The organism is Spirillospora sp. CA-142024 (assembly GCF_050942325.1).
Taxonomy (GTDB): domain Bacteria; phylum Actinomycetota; class Actinomycetes; order Streptosporangiales; family Streptosporangiaceae; genus Spirillospora.
Genome location: NZ_CP192077.1, coordinates 6,883,949 through 6,901,698, shown reverse-complemented (window position 1 = coordinate 6,901,698; position 17,750 = coordinate 6,883,949). Strand labels below are relative to the sequence as shown.

Genomic DNA, 17,750 nt, shown 5'->3' with positions numbered 1-17,750 from the left:
GTCACACCGCCCCTCTCACCTCGGCGCGCGGTCCACCTACCCCTCGGCGGATCCGTGAAACACGCCCGCCGCGGTACCGGCGCCGATCACCGTGTCGAGCATCGACCGGGACTGCTCCAGCCCGTCGATCGCGTCGCTGATCCGGTCGCGTTCACGGCGCAGCTCCGCGAGCGTGTCGGGGCAGGTGGGGACGAGCCGTTCGTCCTCGTCGCGCAGGCACGGCAGGAGGGTCCCGATCGTCGTGGTGTTCAGCCCGGCGGCGAGGAGGCACCGGATGCGGCCGACGAGCCGCACGTCGTCCTCGCGGTACTCCCGGTACCCGCTCGTGAGCCGGACGGGCCGTAGCAGCCCCTGCTCCTCGTAGTAGCGCAGCAGGCGCTGGCTCACGCCCGTCCTGCCCGACAGTTCCCCGATGCGCATACCGGTGGGACCTCCGTCACGACGACTTGACTCTCACATCCATGTGAGACTTTAGCGTCGCGGACATGGGAAGAGGAATCGCGGTGCTCGCGGCGCTGACCGTGAGCGTCTTCGTCGTCGGGACGTCGGAGTACCTGATCTCCGGCCTGCTGCCCCGCGTCGCGGCCGATCTGGACGTCACCGTCGCGACCGCCGGGCAGGCCGTCACCGGCTACGCGCTGGGCGTGGTGATCGGCGGGCCGCTGGTCACCGTGCTGACCGTCCGGCTGCCGCGCAAGGGCCTCGCGATCGGGCTGCTGCTCCTGTTCGCCGCCGGCAACGCGATCTGCGCGGCGGCCGGATCGTACGAGCTGCTCCTCGCCGGACGCGTCGTCGCGTCGCTCAGCCACGCCGCGTTCCTCACCCTCGTCGTGCTGCTGGCCACCCGGACCGTCCCGGCCGAGCGCGCCGGCACCGCCATCGCGGCCGTCGCCTCGGGGTTCGCGGTCGCGACGCTGCTCGGCGTTCCGGCCGGGATGCTGCTCGGCGAACGGGCCGGCTGGCGGACCCCGTTCGCGGTACTGGCGGTGCTCGCGCTCGCCGCCGCCCTGCTGCTGGCCGCCGCGCTCCCGCGGTCTGGGGCCCCCGACGGCCGGGTCCGGGACGAGCTGCGCACGCTGAGGCGGCCACCCGTCCTGCTGGTCATCCTGCTGACCGGGCTCGGCCTGGCCGCCGTCTCGACCGTGTTCACCTACCTCGCCACCGCGCTGGGCGAGATCACCGGGTTCACCGCCACGGCCGTCTCGGTGCTGCTGCTCGTCTACGGCGCGGGGAGCCTCGCCGGCGGACTCGCCGCGGGCCGGCTCGCCGACCGCTCGGCGGGTGCGACCGTCCGCGGGACGTTCGCCGGGCTCGCGGTCGTGTTCGCGCTCCTCCCGGTGGCCCTCCCGTGGCGGGTGCCGGCCGTGGCCGCCGTCCTGGCCTTCGGGCTGCTGGCCGCGGCGACCACCCCGGTCCTGCAGAGCGTCATGCTCCAGCGGGCCGGGGACGCGCCCACGCTCGCCGTCTCGGTGAACGTGTGCGCGTTCAACATCGGGATCGCGGCCGGGTCGGCGCTCGGCGGCGGGCTCGTCGCGGCGGGCGGGCTGCGGTGGCTGGGGTTCGCCGCCGCCGGGCTCTCCCTCGCCGCGCTGGCCGTGACCTCCGCCGCGGTCCCGCGCCGGAGGCCCGTCCCCGTCCCCGAAGAGGGCGCCGTGCGCGCGCTCCGGTCGTGAAGCGCGCGCACGAGCGTCATCCGGCGGCGAAGGCGGCCAGGTTCGTGGAGATCGGCTCCGGCTTCCCGTCGTTCTGGACGGCGGAGGCCGTCAGCACGTCCAGGTGCTGGTAGCCGGCCGCGACGATGTCGCCGGGCTGCGGGTCGCCGAAACCGAGGCCGTCGCCCGCCTCCAGGTTGAGCGTCGGGTTCGCGGTGATGCCGTTCTCGTGGACGGCGTCGTCCGCGATGCCCGGGGACTCGGCCAGCGCGATGTCGGTGACCATCTTCGTGGGGAAGTAGTGCTCGGTGAAGTCGAGCGGGTGCTCCGACAGGCTGCGGGCCAGCTCGCCGATGTCGGTGACCTCCTTGCCCGCGGACGTGAACGGCGTGCCGTCCTTGGACTTGTGGACGGGGTCGTCGGGCGCGCCGACGCGGTCGAAGTTCCGCCAGGTGTAGAGCGGGCCGCTCGGCTCGTCGGGTATCGCCTTCTTCTCCTTGCCGAGCAGCCTGGTCAGGCCGCCGAGCCCGATCTTTTCCAGATCGGTCGGCGCCGGGAACTCCTTGTCGACGATCATCCCGCCGTCCCAGAACCCGACGCTGGACTGCATGAACGCGAGCGGTTCGGAGTTGTCGTCCAGCAGCCCGCCGAGCGCGGCGGCGTTGGTGATCCGGAAGTCCCGCACCGTGGGGGAGCCCTTGAGGAAGGTCGGGTAGTCCTTGGAGAACAGCACCCGGTACGTCGAGTCGGTGTTGAACGACGACGGCACGTAGTCCGCGAGGTCCGAGACGCCGCCCGGGGCGAGGTTCGCGGCCAGCCCGGCGATGCCGAGCAGGTTCATCGTCTCGGTGTTGATCACCGCCGGGGCCGACAGCGCCCGCGGGACGACCCCGGTCTCCAGCCCGGCCTGGACCGCGCCCGCGCCGAACCGCACCAGGGGGACCCAGTCCTCGGGGACCTCCCCGCCGAGTCCGGGCAGCCCGGTCGCGATCCGGGTGTCCAGCGCGAAATAGCCGGAGCACTGGTTGTACCCGGCGTCGTCCGTGGTGGAGTGGTCGCCGTCGAAGTCCCATTCGGCGAAGTACGCCGTCAGGACGCCGCCGAGGGAATGGCCTCCGCACAGCATCTTCCGCTTGCGCGCGGCCCGGTCCGGAAGCTCCCTGACCATCAGGTCGTACTGGTCGCGGACGGTCTGCTCCAGCCCGACGTTCTGCAGCCACTTCACCTGGTCGTTGGTCTGGTATCCGGCGAACGTCCGGCCGTCCACCGGTTTCTGCCGGTAGTAGTAGTCCACCGCGAGGTGGGCGTCCTTCGCCTTCAGGCCCGCTTGGAGGCCGGTGGCGTCCTCAAGGCAGTTGGAACGCCGGTCGAGCGCCCAGAACTCGATGTGCCTGCCGCTCTTCGCCGCGGCCGAGACCGTGTTCCGGGCGACGCTGTCGAACGCGCCCGCGCCCTCCAGGATGCCGGGCTGCGCGACGAGGATCCTGTCCGCCCGGGCCGCGTCGGCAGGTCCGTCCTTGTGCCGGAACCGCAGGTAGGACAGCCAGTCGCAGGCCTCCGGGTGTGGACCGGCCGACGCCGGGAGGGGCACCCTGACCCGCACCACCGACTCGCTGACGTCGGTGACCGGCGAGCCGGACGCGACGAGCGTCTCGGTCCGGCCGGCCTCACGCGCGCCCACCGGCACCGCCGCCGCCCCGACGACCAGCGTCGACGCCGCGATGACCGCAAGGGGGAGTATCCGCCGCCCCATCACGCTCTCCTTCCGGACGTGATCGGTTACGGGGCAACAATGAACCTGTCGTTCTGCTTACGACAGTTGTTCATTTGCATAATCTCCGGCCCGCTCTTGTGCCCGGCCGACAACCCGGTGCTGCGGCCTGGGAGGACGGCTCAGCCGAGGACGGACGACCCCAGCGCGCCCACCCGCTCGGCGAACTCGGCGCGCTCGGACGGCGAGAGCGCCCGCTCGTACACGGCGGCGGAGAGCCGGTCGGTGATCTCCTCGGCCTCGACGCGGCGCGGCTTGAGCGCGCCGCACTCGGGGAAATCGCCCTGCCACCCGAAGAAGCGGGCGGTGTCAGGCCCGTCCTGCGTCAGGATCGCCTCCAGCGGGGACAGGCCGACCGCGGTCGTCGCGACGAGATGCAGGCCGCCGCGCAGTTCCCGCAGCACCTGCACCAGCTGCATCAGCCGGGCGGGCCCGGCCTCCGGCAGCGGCTCGGCGCGCCAGCCGCAGAACACCGGCAGCGCCGACCCCTCCGCCACCTTGGCGACGCGCCCGGCGAGCTCGGACAGGCGCGGGTCGTCCGGCAGCCGGGCCTCGCCCCAGGCCGCGCACCCCAGCGCATACCGCCGGGTCGCCTCGCGCGCCCCGGCGACCGCGACCCCCTCGTCCCACTGGGCCCGCACGAACGCGGGCTCGAACCAGCCCAGGGCCGCCGCGACCACACTGGCGTCGACGTCCCCCAGCACCCCGCCGCGGCCGGCGAAGTAGTACGCGAACGGGTTCTCGAACCCGTGCTCCTGACCGTGCCTCGCCGTCGCCCCGGACAGCATCCACCTCGACCCCACGTCGTGAATGATCTTGTCGGCGGCGCGGACGGTCTCCGCTGCGCTCAGCTCGCCCATCGGTGCTCTCCCGGTTCGTCGGCGCACAGGTAACCGGGAGGTTACTGCGCGGGCGCCGCCCGCACGAGGGCGCCTCCCCGCCCTCGCACCACGTACCTCCAGGGCACGCTGCACGGGCGGCACGGTGCGACGGCCCCGGTGGGGCCCGTGACCACCTGTTGACATTTGCGGGAGTTAGCGCAAACATTCGGGGCGTAACGATGGTGAGACATGCTCGGGGAGGCGATGTGGCCGCCGATTCACCGGAGGCGCCCGACGGCCGGCGGCTGGCGGTGATGGAGGACGTGGCCGCGATGGCCGGTGTCTCGGCGATGACCGTGTCGCGCGTCCTCAACACGCCGGAGAAGGTGCGGCCGCAGACGCGCGCCCGGGTGATGGCGGCGGTGCAGGCGCTCGACTACCGGCCGAACTCGGCGGCGCGGGTGCTGGCCACCGGGCGGTCGGGGGTGCTCGGCGTGGTCAGTTTCGACACCACGCTGTACGGGCCGGCGTCCACGCTGTTCAGCATCGAGCAGGCCGCCCGCGAGCACGGCTACACCGTCAGCATCGTCAGCCTGAGCTCGCTGAACCGGCGGTCGATCGGGGAGGGCGTCGAGCGGCTGCGCGCCCAGTCCGCGGACGGGATCATGGTCGTCGCCCCGCACGAGTCGGCCGCCGACGGGCTGAAGGAACTGCCCTCCGACACCCCGCTCGTCGCGGTCGGCGCGGGCACCGACGTGCCGTTCCCGGCCGTGGCGGTCGACCACCGGGCGGGCGCGGAGCGCGCCGTCCGGCACCTGCTCAGCCTCGGTCACGAGTCCGTCCTGCATCTCGCCGGTCCGTCCGACTGGGTGGACGCGCGCGGCCGGCTGGACGGATGGCGGGCCGCGCTGGAGGCCGCGGGGCACGGGCTCCCGGATCCGGCGGCGGGCGACTGGAGTGCCCGGTCCGGGTACGAGCTCGGCCGGCAGATCGCCGCGGACCCCGAGGTCACCGCGGTGTTCGCGGCCAACGACGCGATGGCGCTCGGCCTGCTGCGCGCGCTGCGCGAGGCCGGCCGGGACGTGCCCGGCGACGTCAGCGTCGTCGGCTTCGACGACGTCCCGGAGGCCGCCTACTTCCCGCCGCCGCTGACCACCGTCCGGCAGAACTTCGCGGAGGTGGGGCGGCGCGCTTTCGACCTGCTGCTCGACCGGATCGGAGGAGGCGCGGCGGCCCGGACGCGCCGTGTCGTCGAACCGGAGCTCGTCGTCCGGGAGAGCACCGGAGTCCGCCGCCGCTCCTGACCCCCTGATCAGTCCAGAGAGCCCATCGTCGTCACGTCGGTGATGTTAGCGCTAACAGAGGAGCGCACATGTCAGAGTCCCCCCCGAGGGCGGCCCCCCGGACCTCCGGGGCTTCGCCCGGAAGCCGACCCGTGCCCGCCGACGGGACCGCGGTGCTCCGCGCCGAGCTCGCCGTCCTGCACCGGATGCTCGTGGACGGCGGGCTGGTCGCGTGGACGGCCGGCAACGTGTCCGCCCGCGTCGGCGAGGACAGCTTCCTGATCAAGCCCAGCGGCGTCCCGTACGAGGACCTCGCCCCCGAGTCGATGGTGCTGTGCGACCTGGAGGGCGAGCCGATCGGGGAGTCGCCGCTCACGCCGTCGAGCGACGTGTACGCGCACGCCTACGTGTACCGGCACCGGCCGGACGTCGGCGGGGTCGTGCACACGCATTCGACCTATGCGACCGCGTGGGCGGCGCGGAACGAGCCGATCCCGTGCGTGCTGACGGCGATGGCGGACGAGTTCGGCGGGGAGATCCCCGTGGGCCCGTTCGCGCTCATCGGCGGCGACGACATCGGCCGCGGCATCGTGGAGACGCTGGACGGGCACCGCAGCCCCGCCGTCCTCATGCGCAACCACGGGGTCTTCACGATCGGCGCCGGCGCCCGCGCGGCGGTCAAGGCGGCCGTGATGTGCGAGGACGTCGCGAGGACGGTCCACGTGTCGCGCCAGCTCGGCGACCCGCTGCCGATCGACGCGGGCGACATCGACCTGCTGTACGACCGCTACCAGAACGTCTACGGGCAGAAGGGCCGGCAATGAGCTTTCCGAATCGCGAGATCTGGTTCCTCACCGGCAGCCAGGGCCTCTACGGCGAGGACACGCTGCAGCAGGTCGCCGAGCAGTCCCAGGCCATCGCCGCGCGGCTCGGCGAGGCGCTGCCCGTGGCGCTGAAGTGGAAGCCGGTCCTGACCGACGCGGCCGCGATCCGCCGCATGTGCGTGGACGCGGGCGCCGACGACTCCTGCATCGGCGTCATCGCGTGGATGCACACGTTCTCCCCGGCGAAGATGTGGATCGCCGGCCTGGACGCGCTGACCAAACCGCTGCTGCACCTGCACACGCAGGCGAACGTCGGTCTGCCCTGGCATTCGATCGACATGGACTTCATGAACCTCAACCAGGCCGCGCACGGCGACCGGGAGTTCGGCTACATCCAGTCGCGGCTCGGCGTCGCCCGCAAGACCGTCGCCGGGCATGTCAGCGACCCGGCGGTCGGCGCGCGCGTCTCGTCCTGGGCGCGGGCCGCTGCCGGCCACCACGAGCTGCGCACGCTGAAACTGGCCCGGTTCGGCGACAACATGCGGGACGTCGCGGTCACCGAGGGCGACAAGGTCGAGGCGCAGCTCCGGTTCGGCGTCTCCGTCAACACCTACGGCGTGAACGACCTGGTTGACGTGGTGGACGCCGTCCCGGACGAGGCCGTCACCGAGCTGGTGAAGGAGTACGAGGACCGCTACGACGTCGTCCCGGAGCTGCGGACGGCCGGCGAGCGCCACGAGTCCCTCCGCTACGGCGCCCGGATCGAGCTGGGGCTGCGGACGTTCCTGGACGAGGGCGGCTTCAAGGCGTTCACCACGAACTTCGAGGACCTCGGCGGGCTCCGGCAGCTGCCCGGCCTGGCCGTCCAGCGGCTGATGGCGGACGGCTACGGGTTCGGCGGCGAGGGCGACTGGAAGACCGCGACGCTGCTGCGCACGCTGAAGGCCGCGTCGTCCGGCCTGGCGGGCGGCACCTCGTTCATGGAGGACTACACCTACCACCTGGAACCCGGCAACGAGCTGATCCTCGGCGCGCACATGCTGGAGGTCTGCCCGTCCATCGCGGCCGGACGTCCCGCGCTGGAGATCCACCCGCTCGGCATCGGCGGGCGCGAGGACCCGGTGCGCCTGGTGTTCGACGCCGTGCCCGGCCCGGCCGTCGTGGTGGGCCTCGCCGACATGGGGGACCGGTTCCGGCTCGTCGCGAACGAGATCGAGGTCGTCGCCCCGCCGGAGCCGCTGCCGATGCTGCCGGTCGCGCGCGCGGTGTGGCGCCCGCTGCCCGACCTGCGCACGTCCACCGAGGCGTGGCTGACGGCGGGCGCGCCGCACCACACCGTCCTGTCCGCGGCGCTCGGCACGGAGGAACTGGACGATCTCGCCGAAATGGCGGGGGTCGAGCTGCTCACCATCGACGCCGGCACCACGATGCGGCAGTTCACCAAGGAGATCCGCTGGAACCAGGCGTACCATCGCCTGGCCCAGGGGCTGTAGGGAGGAGCCTGATGAGCGCGGACGAGCGGTACGTCGTCGGCGTCGACTTCGGAACGCTGTCGGGCCGGGCGGTGCTCGTCCGCGTCCGGGACGGCGCCGAGGTCGGCGACGGCGTGCACGAGTACGACCACGGGGTCATCGACACGGAGCTGCCGGGCGGCGGCGAACTCGGCCCCGACTGGGCGCTCCAGGCGCCCCACGACTGGCTGGACGTGCTGCGCTTCGCCGTCCCGAAGGCGCTGGCCGTCGCCGGGGTGAAGGCGTCGCAGGTCATCGGCATCGGCACCGACTTCACCGCCTGCACGGTCCTGCCGGTGACCGCGGACGGGACGCCCCTGTCCGACCTGCACCCGACGCGGCCGCATGCCTGGCCGAAGCTGTGGAAGCACCACGCCGCGCAGCCCCAGGCGGACCGGATCAACGCACTGGCGGCCGAGCGCGGCGAGCCGTGGCTGCGCCGCTACGGCGGCAAGATCTCCTCGGAGTGGGAGTTCGCGAAGGCCCTGCAGCTGCTCGAACAGGATCCCGAGCTGTACGCCGCGGCCGAGCGCTGGATCGAGGCCGCCGACTGGATCGTCTGGCAGCTCACCGGGCGGGAGTCGCGCAACATCTGCACGGCCGGCTACAAGGGCATCTACCAGGACGGGAGCTATCCGTCCCGCGAGTTCCTGGCCGCGCTCCACCCCGGCTTCGCCGACTTCCCCGCCAAGCTGGGCCACGACCTGGAGCCGCTCGGCGGCCGGGCCGGCGCCCTGACCGCGCGGGCCGCCACGTGGACCGGCCTGCCCGAGGGCATCGCGGTCGCGGTCGGCAACGTCGACGCCCACGTCACCGCCGCCGCGGCCGACGCCGTCCGGCCCGGCCAGATGGTCGCGATCATGGGCACGTCCACGTGCCATGTCATGTCGGCGGACCTGCTCGCCGAGGTCCCCGGCATGTGCGGCGTCGTCGCGGACGGCATCGTGCCCGGCCTGTGGGGCTACGAGGCGGGGCAGTCCGGCGTCGGCGACATCTTCGCGTGGTTCGTCGACAACTGCGTTCCCGCGCAGTACAACCAGGTCGCGGCGGCCGCCGGGCTGACCGTCCACGAGCACCTCACCGCGCTCGCCGAGGCGCAGCCGGTCGGACGGCACGGGCTCGTCGCGCTCGACTGGCACAACGGGAACCGGTCGGTGCTCGTCGACCACGACCTGTCCGGCCTGATCGTCGGGCAGACCCTCGCGACCAGGCCGGAGGACGTCTACCGCGCGCTCATCGAGTCCACCGCGTTCGGCGCACGCAAGATCGTGGAGACGTTCGAGGCGTCGGGCGTCCCCGTCGAGGAGTTCGTCGTCGCGGGCGGGCTGATGAAGAACGCGTTCCTGATGCAGGTGTACGCCGACGTCCTGCGGCGCCCGCTCTCGCTGATCGGTTCGGCGCAGGGGCCGGCGCTCGGCGCCGCGATCCACGCCGCGGTCGCCGCCGGCGCGCACCCCGACATCACCTCGGCCGCCGCCGCGATGGGCCGCCGCGTGCCGTCCGCCTACGTCCCCGACCGGGACCGCGCCGACGCCTACGACGCCCTCTACGAGATCTACGGATCGCTGCACGACCACTTCGCCGACGGCGCGATCATGCACCGCCTCCGCGCCCTCCGCTGACCTGCGGCGTTTCGCGCCCAGAGTGCGGCCCGCCGCCTTACTGCGGGCGGGTGGAGCCGGAGATGAGGTAGCTGGTCGCCGCGGTGCGGCCTGATGTCCGGCCGACGGCGCCGACCTCGACCGTTCCGGGCGGCGAAGCACGCAGGAGCTGGTGTTCGAAGCCTCCGTCGCCCGAGGTGGTGAGCTGGTAGCGGCTGCGTGCGCCCAGCGGCCAGGTGTAGGTCAGCTCGACGATCTCGCCGGGCTTGAACCCTGTGCCCTTGATCGGGCAGGCCACGCCGTCGGCCGGGGTCTCGCACGCGGTCAGGCTCACCGGCCCGGTGACCTCCCCGCCGCCCGTCTGCCCGCTGCTCAGGTCGACCTCGGTGGGCGGTCCGGGGAGGTTCTGGTGGATGATCAGGCGGGCGGTGCCGGCGGTGGCCGTCCGCCTTCTGACGGTGATCCGGCAGGAGTCGCCGTGGACGGCAAGGGTCTGGTGTTCGCAGCCGGTGTGGCTGTAGGCAGCGGCGGCGGGTCCTTGGAGTTCGATCGCGCCGATCCGCAGCGGCAGGGTCCCGGCGTTGGACACGCGCACCGTCCCCTCACATGCCGTTGCCGTGTCGTCGCAGTCCAGTTCCAGCGGTGCGGGCTCCGCCTTGATGTGCAGGCCGGTCCTGGTGGGGTTGCCGCTGAACTCGCCGAGGCGGCCGGTGCCGCCGACCGGGGGAAGCGGCAGGTGCGGGTCGGTGCGCCCGGTGGCGCTGTCGACGATGGTGAACCCGCCGTAGGTGACGGCCAGCGCGACGATGGTGATCATCAGGCCGGCGCCGATGCGCAGCCGGTGCAGCCGGCCGACGGTGGCGATCATCGGCGCGAGTGCCGCGCCCCCGGCGGCGGCGGCCATCCGGGTGGTGGGCGACAGGTGCAGCGAGGTGGTGATCAGTGTGCCGACGATCGAGCAGCAGAGCGCACCGAGCATTGCCGGCAGGACCGGCCCGAGGCCGCCTTGACGCTGTTGCGGACTGGCCACCGGGATTCCTCCATCGCCGCCGGGGACATTACGGCTGATCATCTGACCTGGTGCTCCGGGCCGTGCCGGGATCGTCGGCGCCGCGCGCCCGGTGGGTCCGCCTGCGCTCGGCTTCGGTGCCGACCGGGTCGTCCACCACCAGGGGCGTGCCGCCGGCGGGAATCGGGGTGTGGTGGTCGGTGGTGTAGAAGCGGACCTCGTGCCCGTCGGGGTCGTACGTGCCGGGCAGGATCCAGCCGATGGTGGCGAAGTGGACCCCGGCGTGCTCGTCGCCGAGTGCGGCGAGCCGAGCGGCCAGAGCCTCGAGCTCCGCCTTGCCCGGCACCCCGATCGCGAAGTAGTCGAAGCCGCTCGCCCGCTGGGCGCGTTCGGGATCGAGGACGAATCCGATCACCGGCCCGCCGTTCGGGTGGGCCATGGTGATCCCGGTCGTCCGGCCGTCCTTGGTGAACTCGATCACCGGCACGTAGCCGAGCCGGGATGCGTACCACGAGCGCGAGCGCTCGATGTCACCGACAGGTAACTTCAGGTGGTGCACCCCGTCCAGAGCAGGAGCGTCGTCGGTGTTCATGGAATTCTTCCCTCGAATTGCAGTGGGACTGCATCATTACAGTTAGACTGCATCGAATGAACGAGCTTGTCAAGGGACTTCGCGCCGCCAGGGTGGCCGAGACCGAACGGCGCATCCTCCGCGCCGCGCGGGCGCTGTTCGTCCGCGACGGCTACCACGCGACGACGTTGACCGCGGTCGCGGACCACGCCGAGGTCGGACACCGGACCGTCTACGTCCGGTTCGGCACCAAGGCGGCACTGCTGCGACACGTGGTCGATGTGGCCGTGGCGGGGGACACCGCGGAACGAGCGGTCGCCGAAAGGGACTGGTACCAGGCGGCCCTCACGGGCCGGACCCTCGCCGACCGGATCGAGGCGCTGGTCGAAGGGACCACCGGCCTGATGGAACGCGCCGCCGATCTGTTCGACGTGGTGCTCCAGGCTCAGGCCACAGAACCCGAGCTGGCGGAGGCCTTCCAGGCCGGCCGCGCCGACACCCGCGAGCTGCTGCACCGATTCGTCCGGAGCGCCCGCACCGATGGCCTGCTCACCGAGACGGCAGACCCGGCGTGGCAGGAGGAGACGGTGGCGCTGGCGGGGCAGGCGGAAACCTACCTGCTACTGCGACGCACTACGGGATGGGCACCCGGGCAATACCGCGCCTGGCTGCACCGCACCCTGGTGCAGGTGCTGACAGCGCCGCCGCGATGATCGTCAACGGGCCGGGGCGGTGCTGCGCCGGACGATCAGCTGGCTCGGCACCAGCTTCGGCGTGTCCGGGGCGGCCCCGCCCGCGGTGAACTGCGCGATCAGCAGCTCGACGCAGTGCCGGCCGAGGGCGGTGAAGTCCTGCCGGACGGTGGTGAGCGGCGGGGTGAGGAACGCCGCCTCCGGGATGTCGTCGAAGCCGATGACGCTGACGTCGTCCGGCACCCGGCGGCCGCTCTCGTGGATCGCCCACAGCAGCCCGAGCGCGATCTGGTCGTTCGCCGCGAACACGGCCGTCACGTCCCGGTCCGCGGCGAGGACGCGGCCCCGCTCGTAGCCGGACCGGGCGCTCCAGTCGCCGGGCGCGCAGCAGGGGACGTCCGCGCCGGCCTCGGCGAGGGCGTCCCGCCAGCCGCGGGTCCGCTCGTTCGCCTCCGACCAGTCGGCCGGCCCCGGCAGGTGGTGGACGGTCCGGTGCCCGAGCTCCAGCAGGTACCGGGTCGCCTCGCGCGGGGCCAGGTAGTGGTCGGCCGACACGGTCGGCACCGCCGCCTCCGGCCCCAGCAGGACGGTCGGCAGATCGTCCGGCAGATGGCGCAGCGCCGCCTCCACCGGGACGTGCCCGGGAATCATGATGATCCCGTCCACGCCCTGGTCGCGGAACCGCTCCACCGCTCCCGCGACCGCGCCGTGGCCCGGTGACTCCAGGCTGGCGACGCTGGTGAAGAATTCGGCGGCGCTGGCGTTCCGCTCGATCGCCGCGATGATGGACGCCGGGCCGAACAGCGCCGTGTCGAAGCTGAGGACGCCGAGCGTCCGGGACCGCCCGGTGGCGAGGGCCCGGGCCGCCGCGTTCGGCCGGAAGTCCAGCTGAGCCGCGGCGGCCAGCACCCGGTCCCGGGTCTTCGGGCTGACCATCGGATGGTTCTTGAACACCCGCGACACGGTCTGGTGGGAGACCCCTGCGAGCCGGGCGACATCGCGCAGCCCGGGCCGGGCGGGTGGTGTGGTGGTCATGTCACCCCGGAACATACCCCGCCCCGGTCCCCGGGGCGGGGGATTGCCGGTCAGCGCGCCGTCCCGCTGCGCCGCTTCGCCCAGATGTCGAACGCGACCGCCGCGAGCAGCACCAGACCCTTGATCAGCATGACCCGCTCGCTCGGCGCGCCGAGCAGCGACATGCCGTTGTTGATCACGCCCATGATCAGGCCGCCGGTGATCGCGCCGATCACCTTGCCGACCCCGCCCTGCACGGCCGCGCCGCCGATGAACGCAGCCGCGATCGAGTCCAGCTCGAAGTTCGTCCCGGCGGTCGGGCCGGCCTGGTTGAGGCGCCCGGCGAACACGATGCCCGCGATGGACGCGAGCACGCCCATGTTGACGAACAGCCAGAACGAGACGGACTTGACCTTGATGCCGGACAGCTTGGCCGCGAGCGGGTTGCCGCCGAGCGCGTAGACGTGCCGTCCGAACACGGCCCGGTTGGTCACCAGCGTGTAGCCGAGGATGAGCACGCCCAGCAGGACGAGCACCCACGGCATGTTCTTGAACCGCGCGAGCTGCACGGCGATGAACATGACGACCATGACGGCGAGGGCGTTCTTCAGCGCGAACACGACGAGCGGCTCGACCTTCTGCCCGTAGCCGATGCGTCCCTGCCGGTTCCGCCATCCCATCGCGACGTACCCGCCGACCAGCGCGATCGCGACCAGCAGCGTGAACAGGTCGGCGCCGCCGAGCGGCCCGAGCGCGATGTTGCCGAGGTAGCCGGACAGGAACCCGTTCGCGATCGTCCGCACCTGCTCCGGGAACGGTCCGATGCCCTGGTTGCCGAGGACGGTCAGGGTCAGCGCCCGGAACACCAGCATCCCGGCCAGCGTGACGATGAACGCCGGTATCTCGAAGTAGGCGATCCAGTACCCCTGCCAGGCGCCGATCGCGGCACCGGCGAGGATCGTCAGCAGCACCGCCAGCGGCCATGGCACGTTGTGGTTCACCATCAGCACGGCCGAGATGGCGCCCGTGACGGCCACCACCGATCCCACCGACAGGTCGATGTGCCCGCCGATGATGATCAGGATCATCCCGATCGACAGGATCAGGATGTAGGAGTTCTGGACGATGATGTTGGAGATGTTCTCCGGCGACAGCAGCCGCCCCTCGGTGAGCACCGCGAACAGCGCCACGATCAGGGCGAACGCGATGTAGATCCCGCTCTGCCGCAGGTTGACCGGCAGGGCCCGGCCCGGGGCCGGCCGCTCCGCCGGAGGCGGGGTCACGGCCTGGTCGGCCGGCGCCACGCTGCTCATGTTCTGGTCTCCTCGGTCTGTGTCATGTACTGCATGAGCCGTTCCGGCGTCGCCTCCGCCCGGCTCACCTCACCGGTGATCCGCCCGCCCGCCATCGCGTACACGCGGTCGCAGATCCCGATCAGCTCGGGCAGCTCGGAGGAGATCACCAGCACCGCCCGGCCCTGGTCGGCCATCCGGTTGATGATCGAATAGATCTCGTACTTGGCGCCGACGTCGATGCCGCGCGTCGGCTCGTCCAGGATCAGGACGTCGGCGTCGGTGAACATCCACTTCGACAGCACGACCTTCTGCTGGTTGCCGCCGCTCAGCTGGCCGGTCACCGACATGACGCTCGGCGCCTTGATGTTCATCTCCTTGCGGAACCGCTCGGCGACCTCGTACTCGCGGTTGTCGTCCACCCAGCCCGCCTTGGCGAGGCCGCGCAGCCCGGCCGCGGAGACGTTGCGCTTGATGTCCTCGATGAGGTTCAGGCCGTACTTCTTGCGGTCCTCGGTCGCGTAGGCGAGCCCGTGCCGGATCGCGTCGGTGACGGTCCGGATCGCGATCTCCTTGCCGTCCTTGTAGATCCGGCCGGTGATCCCGATGCCGTAGCTGCGGCCGAACACGCTCATCGCGAGCTCGGTCCGCCCGGCGCCCATCAGGCCCGCGAGCCCGACGATCTCGCCGCGGCGCAGCGTCAGGGCGGCGCCGTGCACGACGGTCCGGCCGCGCTGGGTGGGGGAGTGGACGGTCCAGTCCTCGATCCGCAGCACCTCGTCGCCGATCTCGGGGACGTGGTCGGGGAACCGGTGCTCCAGGTCGCGGCCGACCATGCCGGAGATGATGCGGTCCTCGGACACGTCGCCGCTCATGTCGAGCGTCTCGATCGTCCGGCCGTCCCGCAGGATCGTGGTCGAGTCGGCGATCGCACGGATCTCGTTCAGCTTGTGCGAGATGATCACGCAGGTGATGCCCTCGTCGCGCAGGCCGCGCAGCAGGTCGAGCAGATGCTCGGAGTCGGCGTCGTTGAGCGCGGCGGTGGGCTCGTCCAGGATCAGCAGCTTCACCCGCTTGGAGAGCGCCTTGGCGATCTCCACGAGCTGCTGCTTGCCGACGCCGAGGTCCATCGCCGGCGTGACCGGGTTCTCGTGCAGCCCGACCCGCTTCAGCAGGTCCGCTGCGTCGGCGTTCGTCCGGTTCCAGTCGATGAGCCCGAACCGTCCCCGGCGCTCGTTGCCGAGGTAGATGTTCTCGGCGATCGACAGGTGCGGGCTGAGCGCCAGCTCCTGGTGGATGATGACGATCCCGCGCTGCTCGCTGTCGCGGATGCCGGAGAACCGGCACGGCTCGCCGTCGAACTCGATGTCGCCGCTGTAGTCGCCGTGCGGGTACACGCCGGACAGCACCTTCATCAGCGTCGACTTGCCGGCCCCGTTCTCGCCGCAGATCGCGTGGATCTCACCCCGCCGCACCTCCAGGTTCACGTCCTGGAGGGCCTTGACCGCGGGGAATGTCTTGGTGATGCCGCGCATCCGCAGTATCGCGTCGGTCATGGTCCTCCTCAGGGAAGCGGGCGGGCGCCGGCACGAGCGCCCGCCCGCGAGGCGCTACTTCAGCTGGCTCTCGGTGTAGTAACCGGTGTCGATGAGCTGCTGCTTGTAGTTGCCCTTGTTGACGATCACGGGGTTCAGCAGGTAGGACGGCACGACCTTCACGCCGTTGTTGTAGTCCTTGGTGTTGTTGACCTCGGGCTTGCCGCCCTTCAGGACCGTGTCCGCCATCTTCACCGTGACCGTGGCGAGCTGCCGCGTGTCCTTGTAGATGGTCGAGTACTGCTCACCCGCGATGATCGACTTGACCGAGGCGACCTCCGCGTCCTGCCCGGTCACGATCGGGTAGGGCTGGCCCGGGGTCCCGTAGCCGCTGGACTTCAGCGCCGACAGGATGCCGATCGAGAGGCCGTCGTACGGGGACAGGACGCCCTGCACCTTCGTCCCGCCGCCGTAGGAGCGGGTGATGAGGTCTTCCATGCGCTTCTGCGCCCGCTCCGGTTCCCAGCGCAGCGTCGCGATGGTCTTGAAGTCCTTCTGGCCGCTCTTGATGACGAGGGCCTTCTTGTCGAGGTACGGCTTCAGGGTGTCCATCGCGCCGTTGTAGAAGAACGTCGCGTTGTTGTCGTCCGGCGAGCCGGCGAACAGCTCGATGTTGAACGGGCCCTTCGCCGTGCCCTCCGAGCCGTCCTCCTTCTTCAGCCCGAGCCCGACCAGCAGCGACGTCGCCTGCTGGACGCCGACCTTGTAGTTGTCGAACGTCGCGTAGTAGTCGACGTTCGGGGAGTTGCGGATCAGCCGGTCGTAGGAGATGACCCGGATGCCCTTGTCGGCCGCCGTCTGCAGCTGCGTCGTGAGGGCCGTCCCGTCGATCGACGCGACGATCAGCAGCCGGGCGCCCTTGGTGATCTGGTTGTCGATCTGGTTCGCCTGGGTCGGGATGTCGTTCTCGGCGTACTGGAGGTCGACCTTGTAGCCGAGCTGCTCCAGCTGCTTCTTCACGTTGTCGCCGTCGTGGATCCAGCGCTCCGACGAGCGGGTCGGCATCGTGACGCCGACGAGGGCGCCCGCCGCCGACTTGTTCTCGGCCTTGTTCTTGTCGACGGTCTTCTCCGCCGATCCGCATGCGGTCATGCCGAACGCGAGGCCGAGGCCCAGCGTCAGGCTGACGAGCTTCCTACGCTTCACGTCTCACCTCAGGGGTGGGTGCCGGGTGTCCCGGGACACACTGTTACCGGTCACACTTCCATGTCAAGAGCTCGCTGTGCGCCGCGTCACAACCGTGACCACCCGCCAGGGCGAACTCGCCTCACGATTGTTAGCGTTATCACTCCGCACGTCAACACTCTGTGCACCCTCATCTGCGAGAAACCCTCTGACCAGGGATAACGACATCGAGCCGACGCCCTGCCGCGACGGTCGTTGACGGGGTGGCTAGTTAACGCAAACATCCGCCCCGGGGCTGCGTGGCAGGCACCGGCAGGTTCCGGTGCATTCGCGGACGGTCCGAACCAGCCGGGACCAGCGCGCGTACGAGGAAGCGGGGGCCCTGTGGGATCCGAGACGTTGGGACTGGGAATGGACAGGGATTCGTGAAACCCGCTCAGGGTGGCAACGGTGGCTGACCGGCCCGGCGGCGCCGGGCAGTGGGCGCGGCTTCTGCAGGCGCTGGAGGACGACTGCTCGGTGTGCGGGGGGACGGGCAGCACACCGAACGAGCGCTGGCTCGAATGGCACCGGCGCGCCGGCGAGCTGATCGCCGTCGCCCAGGCCGCGCGCCGCGCCCACGAACTGCGTCCCACGCCGGGCTCCGCTCCCGTCACCGTCCCGGAGCGCGCCACGGCGGAGCCCGCCATCGTGACCGCCGTGGAACGCGCCATCGACGATCACATGAAGGCCCGCCCGTCCGCGCCGGAGAAGGACCGCTGCGAGGCATGCCGGGGCATGGGCAAGCAGCTCACCGCGGCCGGCCGGCAGTTCACCGACCTCCTCGCCCGGCACGGCTTCGTCCGCCGGGAATGACGGGTCTTTTCGGCGAAATGGCGTCCGCCGACGCGGAGAAATTGGCGACCGCCATTCTTTTCGGAATGAGGTTTCGAAATCTTGACGGCGCATCCGGAAGGGTTTACCGTCCGCAGGCGGGTTCATACGGCGAG

At 71.4% G+C, this 17,750-nt stretch carries 16 protein-coding genes; 7 read left to right on the top strand and 9 right to left on the bottom strand.

Features of this window, described 5'->3' with window-relative positions:
* Positions 1-36: 36 nt before the first annotated feature.
* On the bottom strand, positions 37-420 hold the full coding sequence (locus ACQPZP_RS32625) for a MerR family transcriptional regulator (RefSeq protein WP_433473534.1): 384 nt from the start codon (positions 418-420) through the stop codon (positions 37-39).
* Between the two features lie 65 nt (positions 421-485).
* Between ACQPZP_RS32625 and ACQPZP_RS32620 the strand changes: the two genes are divergently transcribed.
* A complete protein-coding gene (locus tag ACQPZP_RS32620; RefSeq protein WP_433473533.1) occupies positions 486-1,673 on the top strand; it encodes an MFS transporter in 1,188 nt (395 codons plus the stop codon).
* A gap of 16 nt (positions 1,674-1,689) precedes the next feature.
* Here the strand turns inward: ACQPZP_RS32620 and ACQPZP_RS32615 are convergent, their stop codons facing one another.
* Both ACQPZP_RS32615 and ACQPZP_RS32610 read right to left on the bottom strand, forming a co-directional pair.
* Complete coding sequence (locus ACQPZP_RS32615; RefSeq protein WP_433473532.1) at positions 1,690-3,405, bottom strand: hypothetical protein; 1,716 nt, start codon at positions 3,403-3,405, stop codon at positions 1,690-1,692.
* Positions 3,406-3,545: 140 nt separating this feature from the next.
* On the bottom strand, positions 3,546-4,283 hold the full coding sequence (locus tag ACQPZP_RS32610) for an SCO6745 family protein (RefSeq protein WP_433473531.1): 738 nt from the start codon (positions 4,281-4,283) through the stop codon (positions 3,546-3,548).
* A 227-nt stretch (positions 4,284-4,510) separates the two neighbouring features.
* On the opposite strand from ACQPZP_RS32610, the gene ACQPZP_RS32605 reads away from it, so the two are divergent.
* The 4 genes from ACQPZP_RS32605 (at position 4,511) to araB (ending at position 9,484) form a co-directional block, all read left to right on the top strand.
* Positions 4,511-5,548 (top strand): LacI family DNA-binding transcriptional regulator, encoded by a 1,038-nt coding sequence (locus ACQPZP_RS32605; RefSeq protein ID WP_433473530.1) that lies wholly within the window; start codon positions 4,511-4,513, stop codon positions 5,546-5,548.
* 131 nt (positions 5,549-5,679) lie between these two features.
* A complete protein-coding gene (locus ACQPZP_RS32600) occupies positions 5,680-6,351 on the top strand; it encodes an L-ribulose-5-phosphate 4-epimerase (RefSeq protein WP_433473529.1) in 672 nt (223 codons plus the stop codon).
* Entirely contained in the window at positions 6,348-7,844 is a 1,497-nt protein-coding gene (gene araA, locus ACQPZP_RS32595) for an L-arabinose isomerase (RefSeq protein WP_433473528.1), read from the top strand. Before ACQPZP_RS32600 ends, araA begins: the two co-directional genes overlap by 4 nt.
* Before the next feature lie 11 nt (positions 7,845-7,855).
* On the top strand, positions 7,856-9,484 hold the full coding sequence (gene araB, locus ACQPZP_RS32590; protein ID WP_433473527.1) for a ribulokinase: 1,629 nt from the start codon (positions 7,856-7,858) through the stop codon (positions 9,482-9,484).
* Positions 9,485-9,521: 37 nt separating this feature from the next.
* Here araB and ACQPZP_RS32585 read toward each other — a convergent pair whose 3' ends face one another.
* Positions 9,522-10,493 (bottom strand): hypothetical protein, encoded by a 972-nt coding sequence (locus ACQPZP_RS32585; RefSeq protein WP_433473526.1) that lies wholly within the window; start codon positions 10,491-10,493, stop codon positions 9,522-9,524.
* Between the two features lie 28 nt (positions 10,494-10,521).
* Positions 10,522-11,064: a VOC family protein gene (locus ACQPZP_RS32580; RefSeq protein WP_433473525.1), complete on the bottom strand. Its 543-nt coding sequence runs from the start codon at positions 11,062-11,064 to the stop codon at positions 10,522-10,524.
* Between the two features lie 56 nt (positions 11,065-11,120).
* On the opposite strand from ACQPZP_RS32580, the gene ACQPZP_RS32575 reads away from it, so the two are divergent.
* Positions 11,121-11,756: a TetR/AcrR family transcriptional regulator gene (locus tag ACQPZP_RS32575; RefSeq protein ID WP_433473524.1), complete on the top strand. Its 636-nt coding sequence runs from the start codon at positions 11,121-11,123 to the stop codon at positions 11,754-11,756.
* A gap of 3 nt (positions 11,757-11,759) precedes the next feature.
* Here ACQPZP_RS32575 and ACQPZP_RS32570 read toward each other — a convergent pair whose 3' ends face one another.
* The 4 genes from ACQPZP_RS32570 to chvE are packed head-to-tail and all read right to left on the bottom strand — an operon-like array spanning position 11,760 to position 16,782.
* Positions 11,760-12,770: a LacI family DNA-binding transcriptional regulator gene (locus tag ACQPZP_RS32570; protein WP_433473523.1), complete on the bottom strand. Its 1,011-nt coding sequence runs from the start codon at positions 12,768-12,770 to the stop codon at positions 11,760-11,762.
* Positions 12,771-12,820: 50 nt separating this feature from the next.
* Complete coding sequence (gene mmsB, locus ACQPZP_RS32565) at positions 12,821-14,062, bottom strand: multiple monosaccharide ABC transporter permease (protein ID WP_433473522.1); 1,242 nt, start codon at positions 14,060-14,062, stop codon at positions 12,821-12,823.
* Complete coding sequence (gene mmsA, locus ACQPZP_RS32560) at positions 14,059-15,597, bottom strand: multiple monosaccharide ABC transporter ATP-binding protein (protein WP_433473521.1); 1,539 nt, start codon at positions 15,595-15,597, stop codon at positions 14,059-14,061. The genes mmsB and mmsA overlap by 4 nt, the downstream gene beginning before the upstream one ends.
* 54 nt (positions 15,598-15,651) lie before the next feature.
* The gene (gene chvE / locus ACQPZP_RS32555; protein WP_433473520.1) at positions 15,652-16,782 is read right to left on the bottom strand and encodes a multiple monosaccharide ABC transporter substrate-binding protein; all 1,131 of its coding nucleotides are present in this window, start codon (positions 16,780-16,782) and stop codon (positions 15,652-15,654) included.
* 429 nt (positions 16,783-17,211) lie between these two features.
* On the opposite strand from chvE, the gene ACQPZP_RS32550 reads away from it, so the two are divergent.
* Positions 17,212-17,616, top strand: coding sequence for a hypothetical protein (locus ACQPZP_RS32550; protein WP_433473519.1), 405 nt, complete (start codon positions 17,212-17,214; stop codon positions 17,614-17,616).
* The last annotated feature ends 134 nt before the right edge of the window (positions 17,617-17,750 follow it).

Coding starts and splice junctions, on each gene's coding strand:
- ACQPZP_RS32575 (WP_433473524.1), top strand. CDS start 11,121: ATGAACGAGCTTGTCAAGGGACTTCGCGCCGCCAGGGTGGCCGAGACC.
- araB (WP_433473527.1), top strand. CDS start 7,856: ATGAGCGCGGACGAGCGGTACGTCGTCGGCGTCGACTTCGGAACGCTG.
- mmsA (WP_433473521.1), bottom strand. CDS start 15,597: ATGACCGACGCGATACTGCGGATGCGCGGCATCACCAAGACATTCCCC.
- mmsB (WP_433473522.1), bottom strand. CDS start 14,062: ATGAGCAGCGTGGCGCCGGCCGACCAGGCCGTGACCCCGCCTCCGGCG.
- ACQPZP_RS32570 (WP_433473523.1), bottom strand. CDS start 12,770: ATGACCACCACACCACCCGCCCGGCCCGGGCTGCGCGATGTCGCCCGG.
- ACQPZP_RS32625 (WP_433473534.1), bottom strand. CDS start 420: ATGCGCATCGGGGAACTGTCGGGCAGGACGGGCGTGAGCCAGCGCCTG.
- ACQPZP_RS32580 (WP_433473525.1), bottom strand. CDS start 11,064: ATGAACACCGACGACGCTCCTGCTCTGGACGGGGTGCACCACCTGAAG.
- ACQPZP_RS32610 (WP_433473531.1), bottom strand. CDS start 4,283: ATGGGCGAGCTGAGCGCAGCGGAGACCGTCCGCGCCGCCGACAAGATC.
- araA (WP_433473528.1), top strand. CDS start 6,348: ATGAGCTTTCCGAATCGCGAGATCTGGTTCCTCACCGGCAGCCAGGGC.
- ACQPZP_RS32615 (WP_433473532.1), bottom strand. CDS start 3,405: ATGGGGCGGCGGATACTCCCCCTTGCGGTCATCGCGGCGTCGACGCTG.
- ACQPZP_RS32620 (WP_433473533.1), top strand. CDS start 486: ATGGGAAGAGGAATCGCGGTGCTCGCGGCGCTGACCGTGAGCGTCTTC.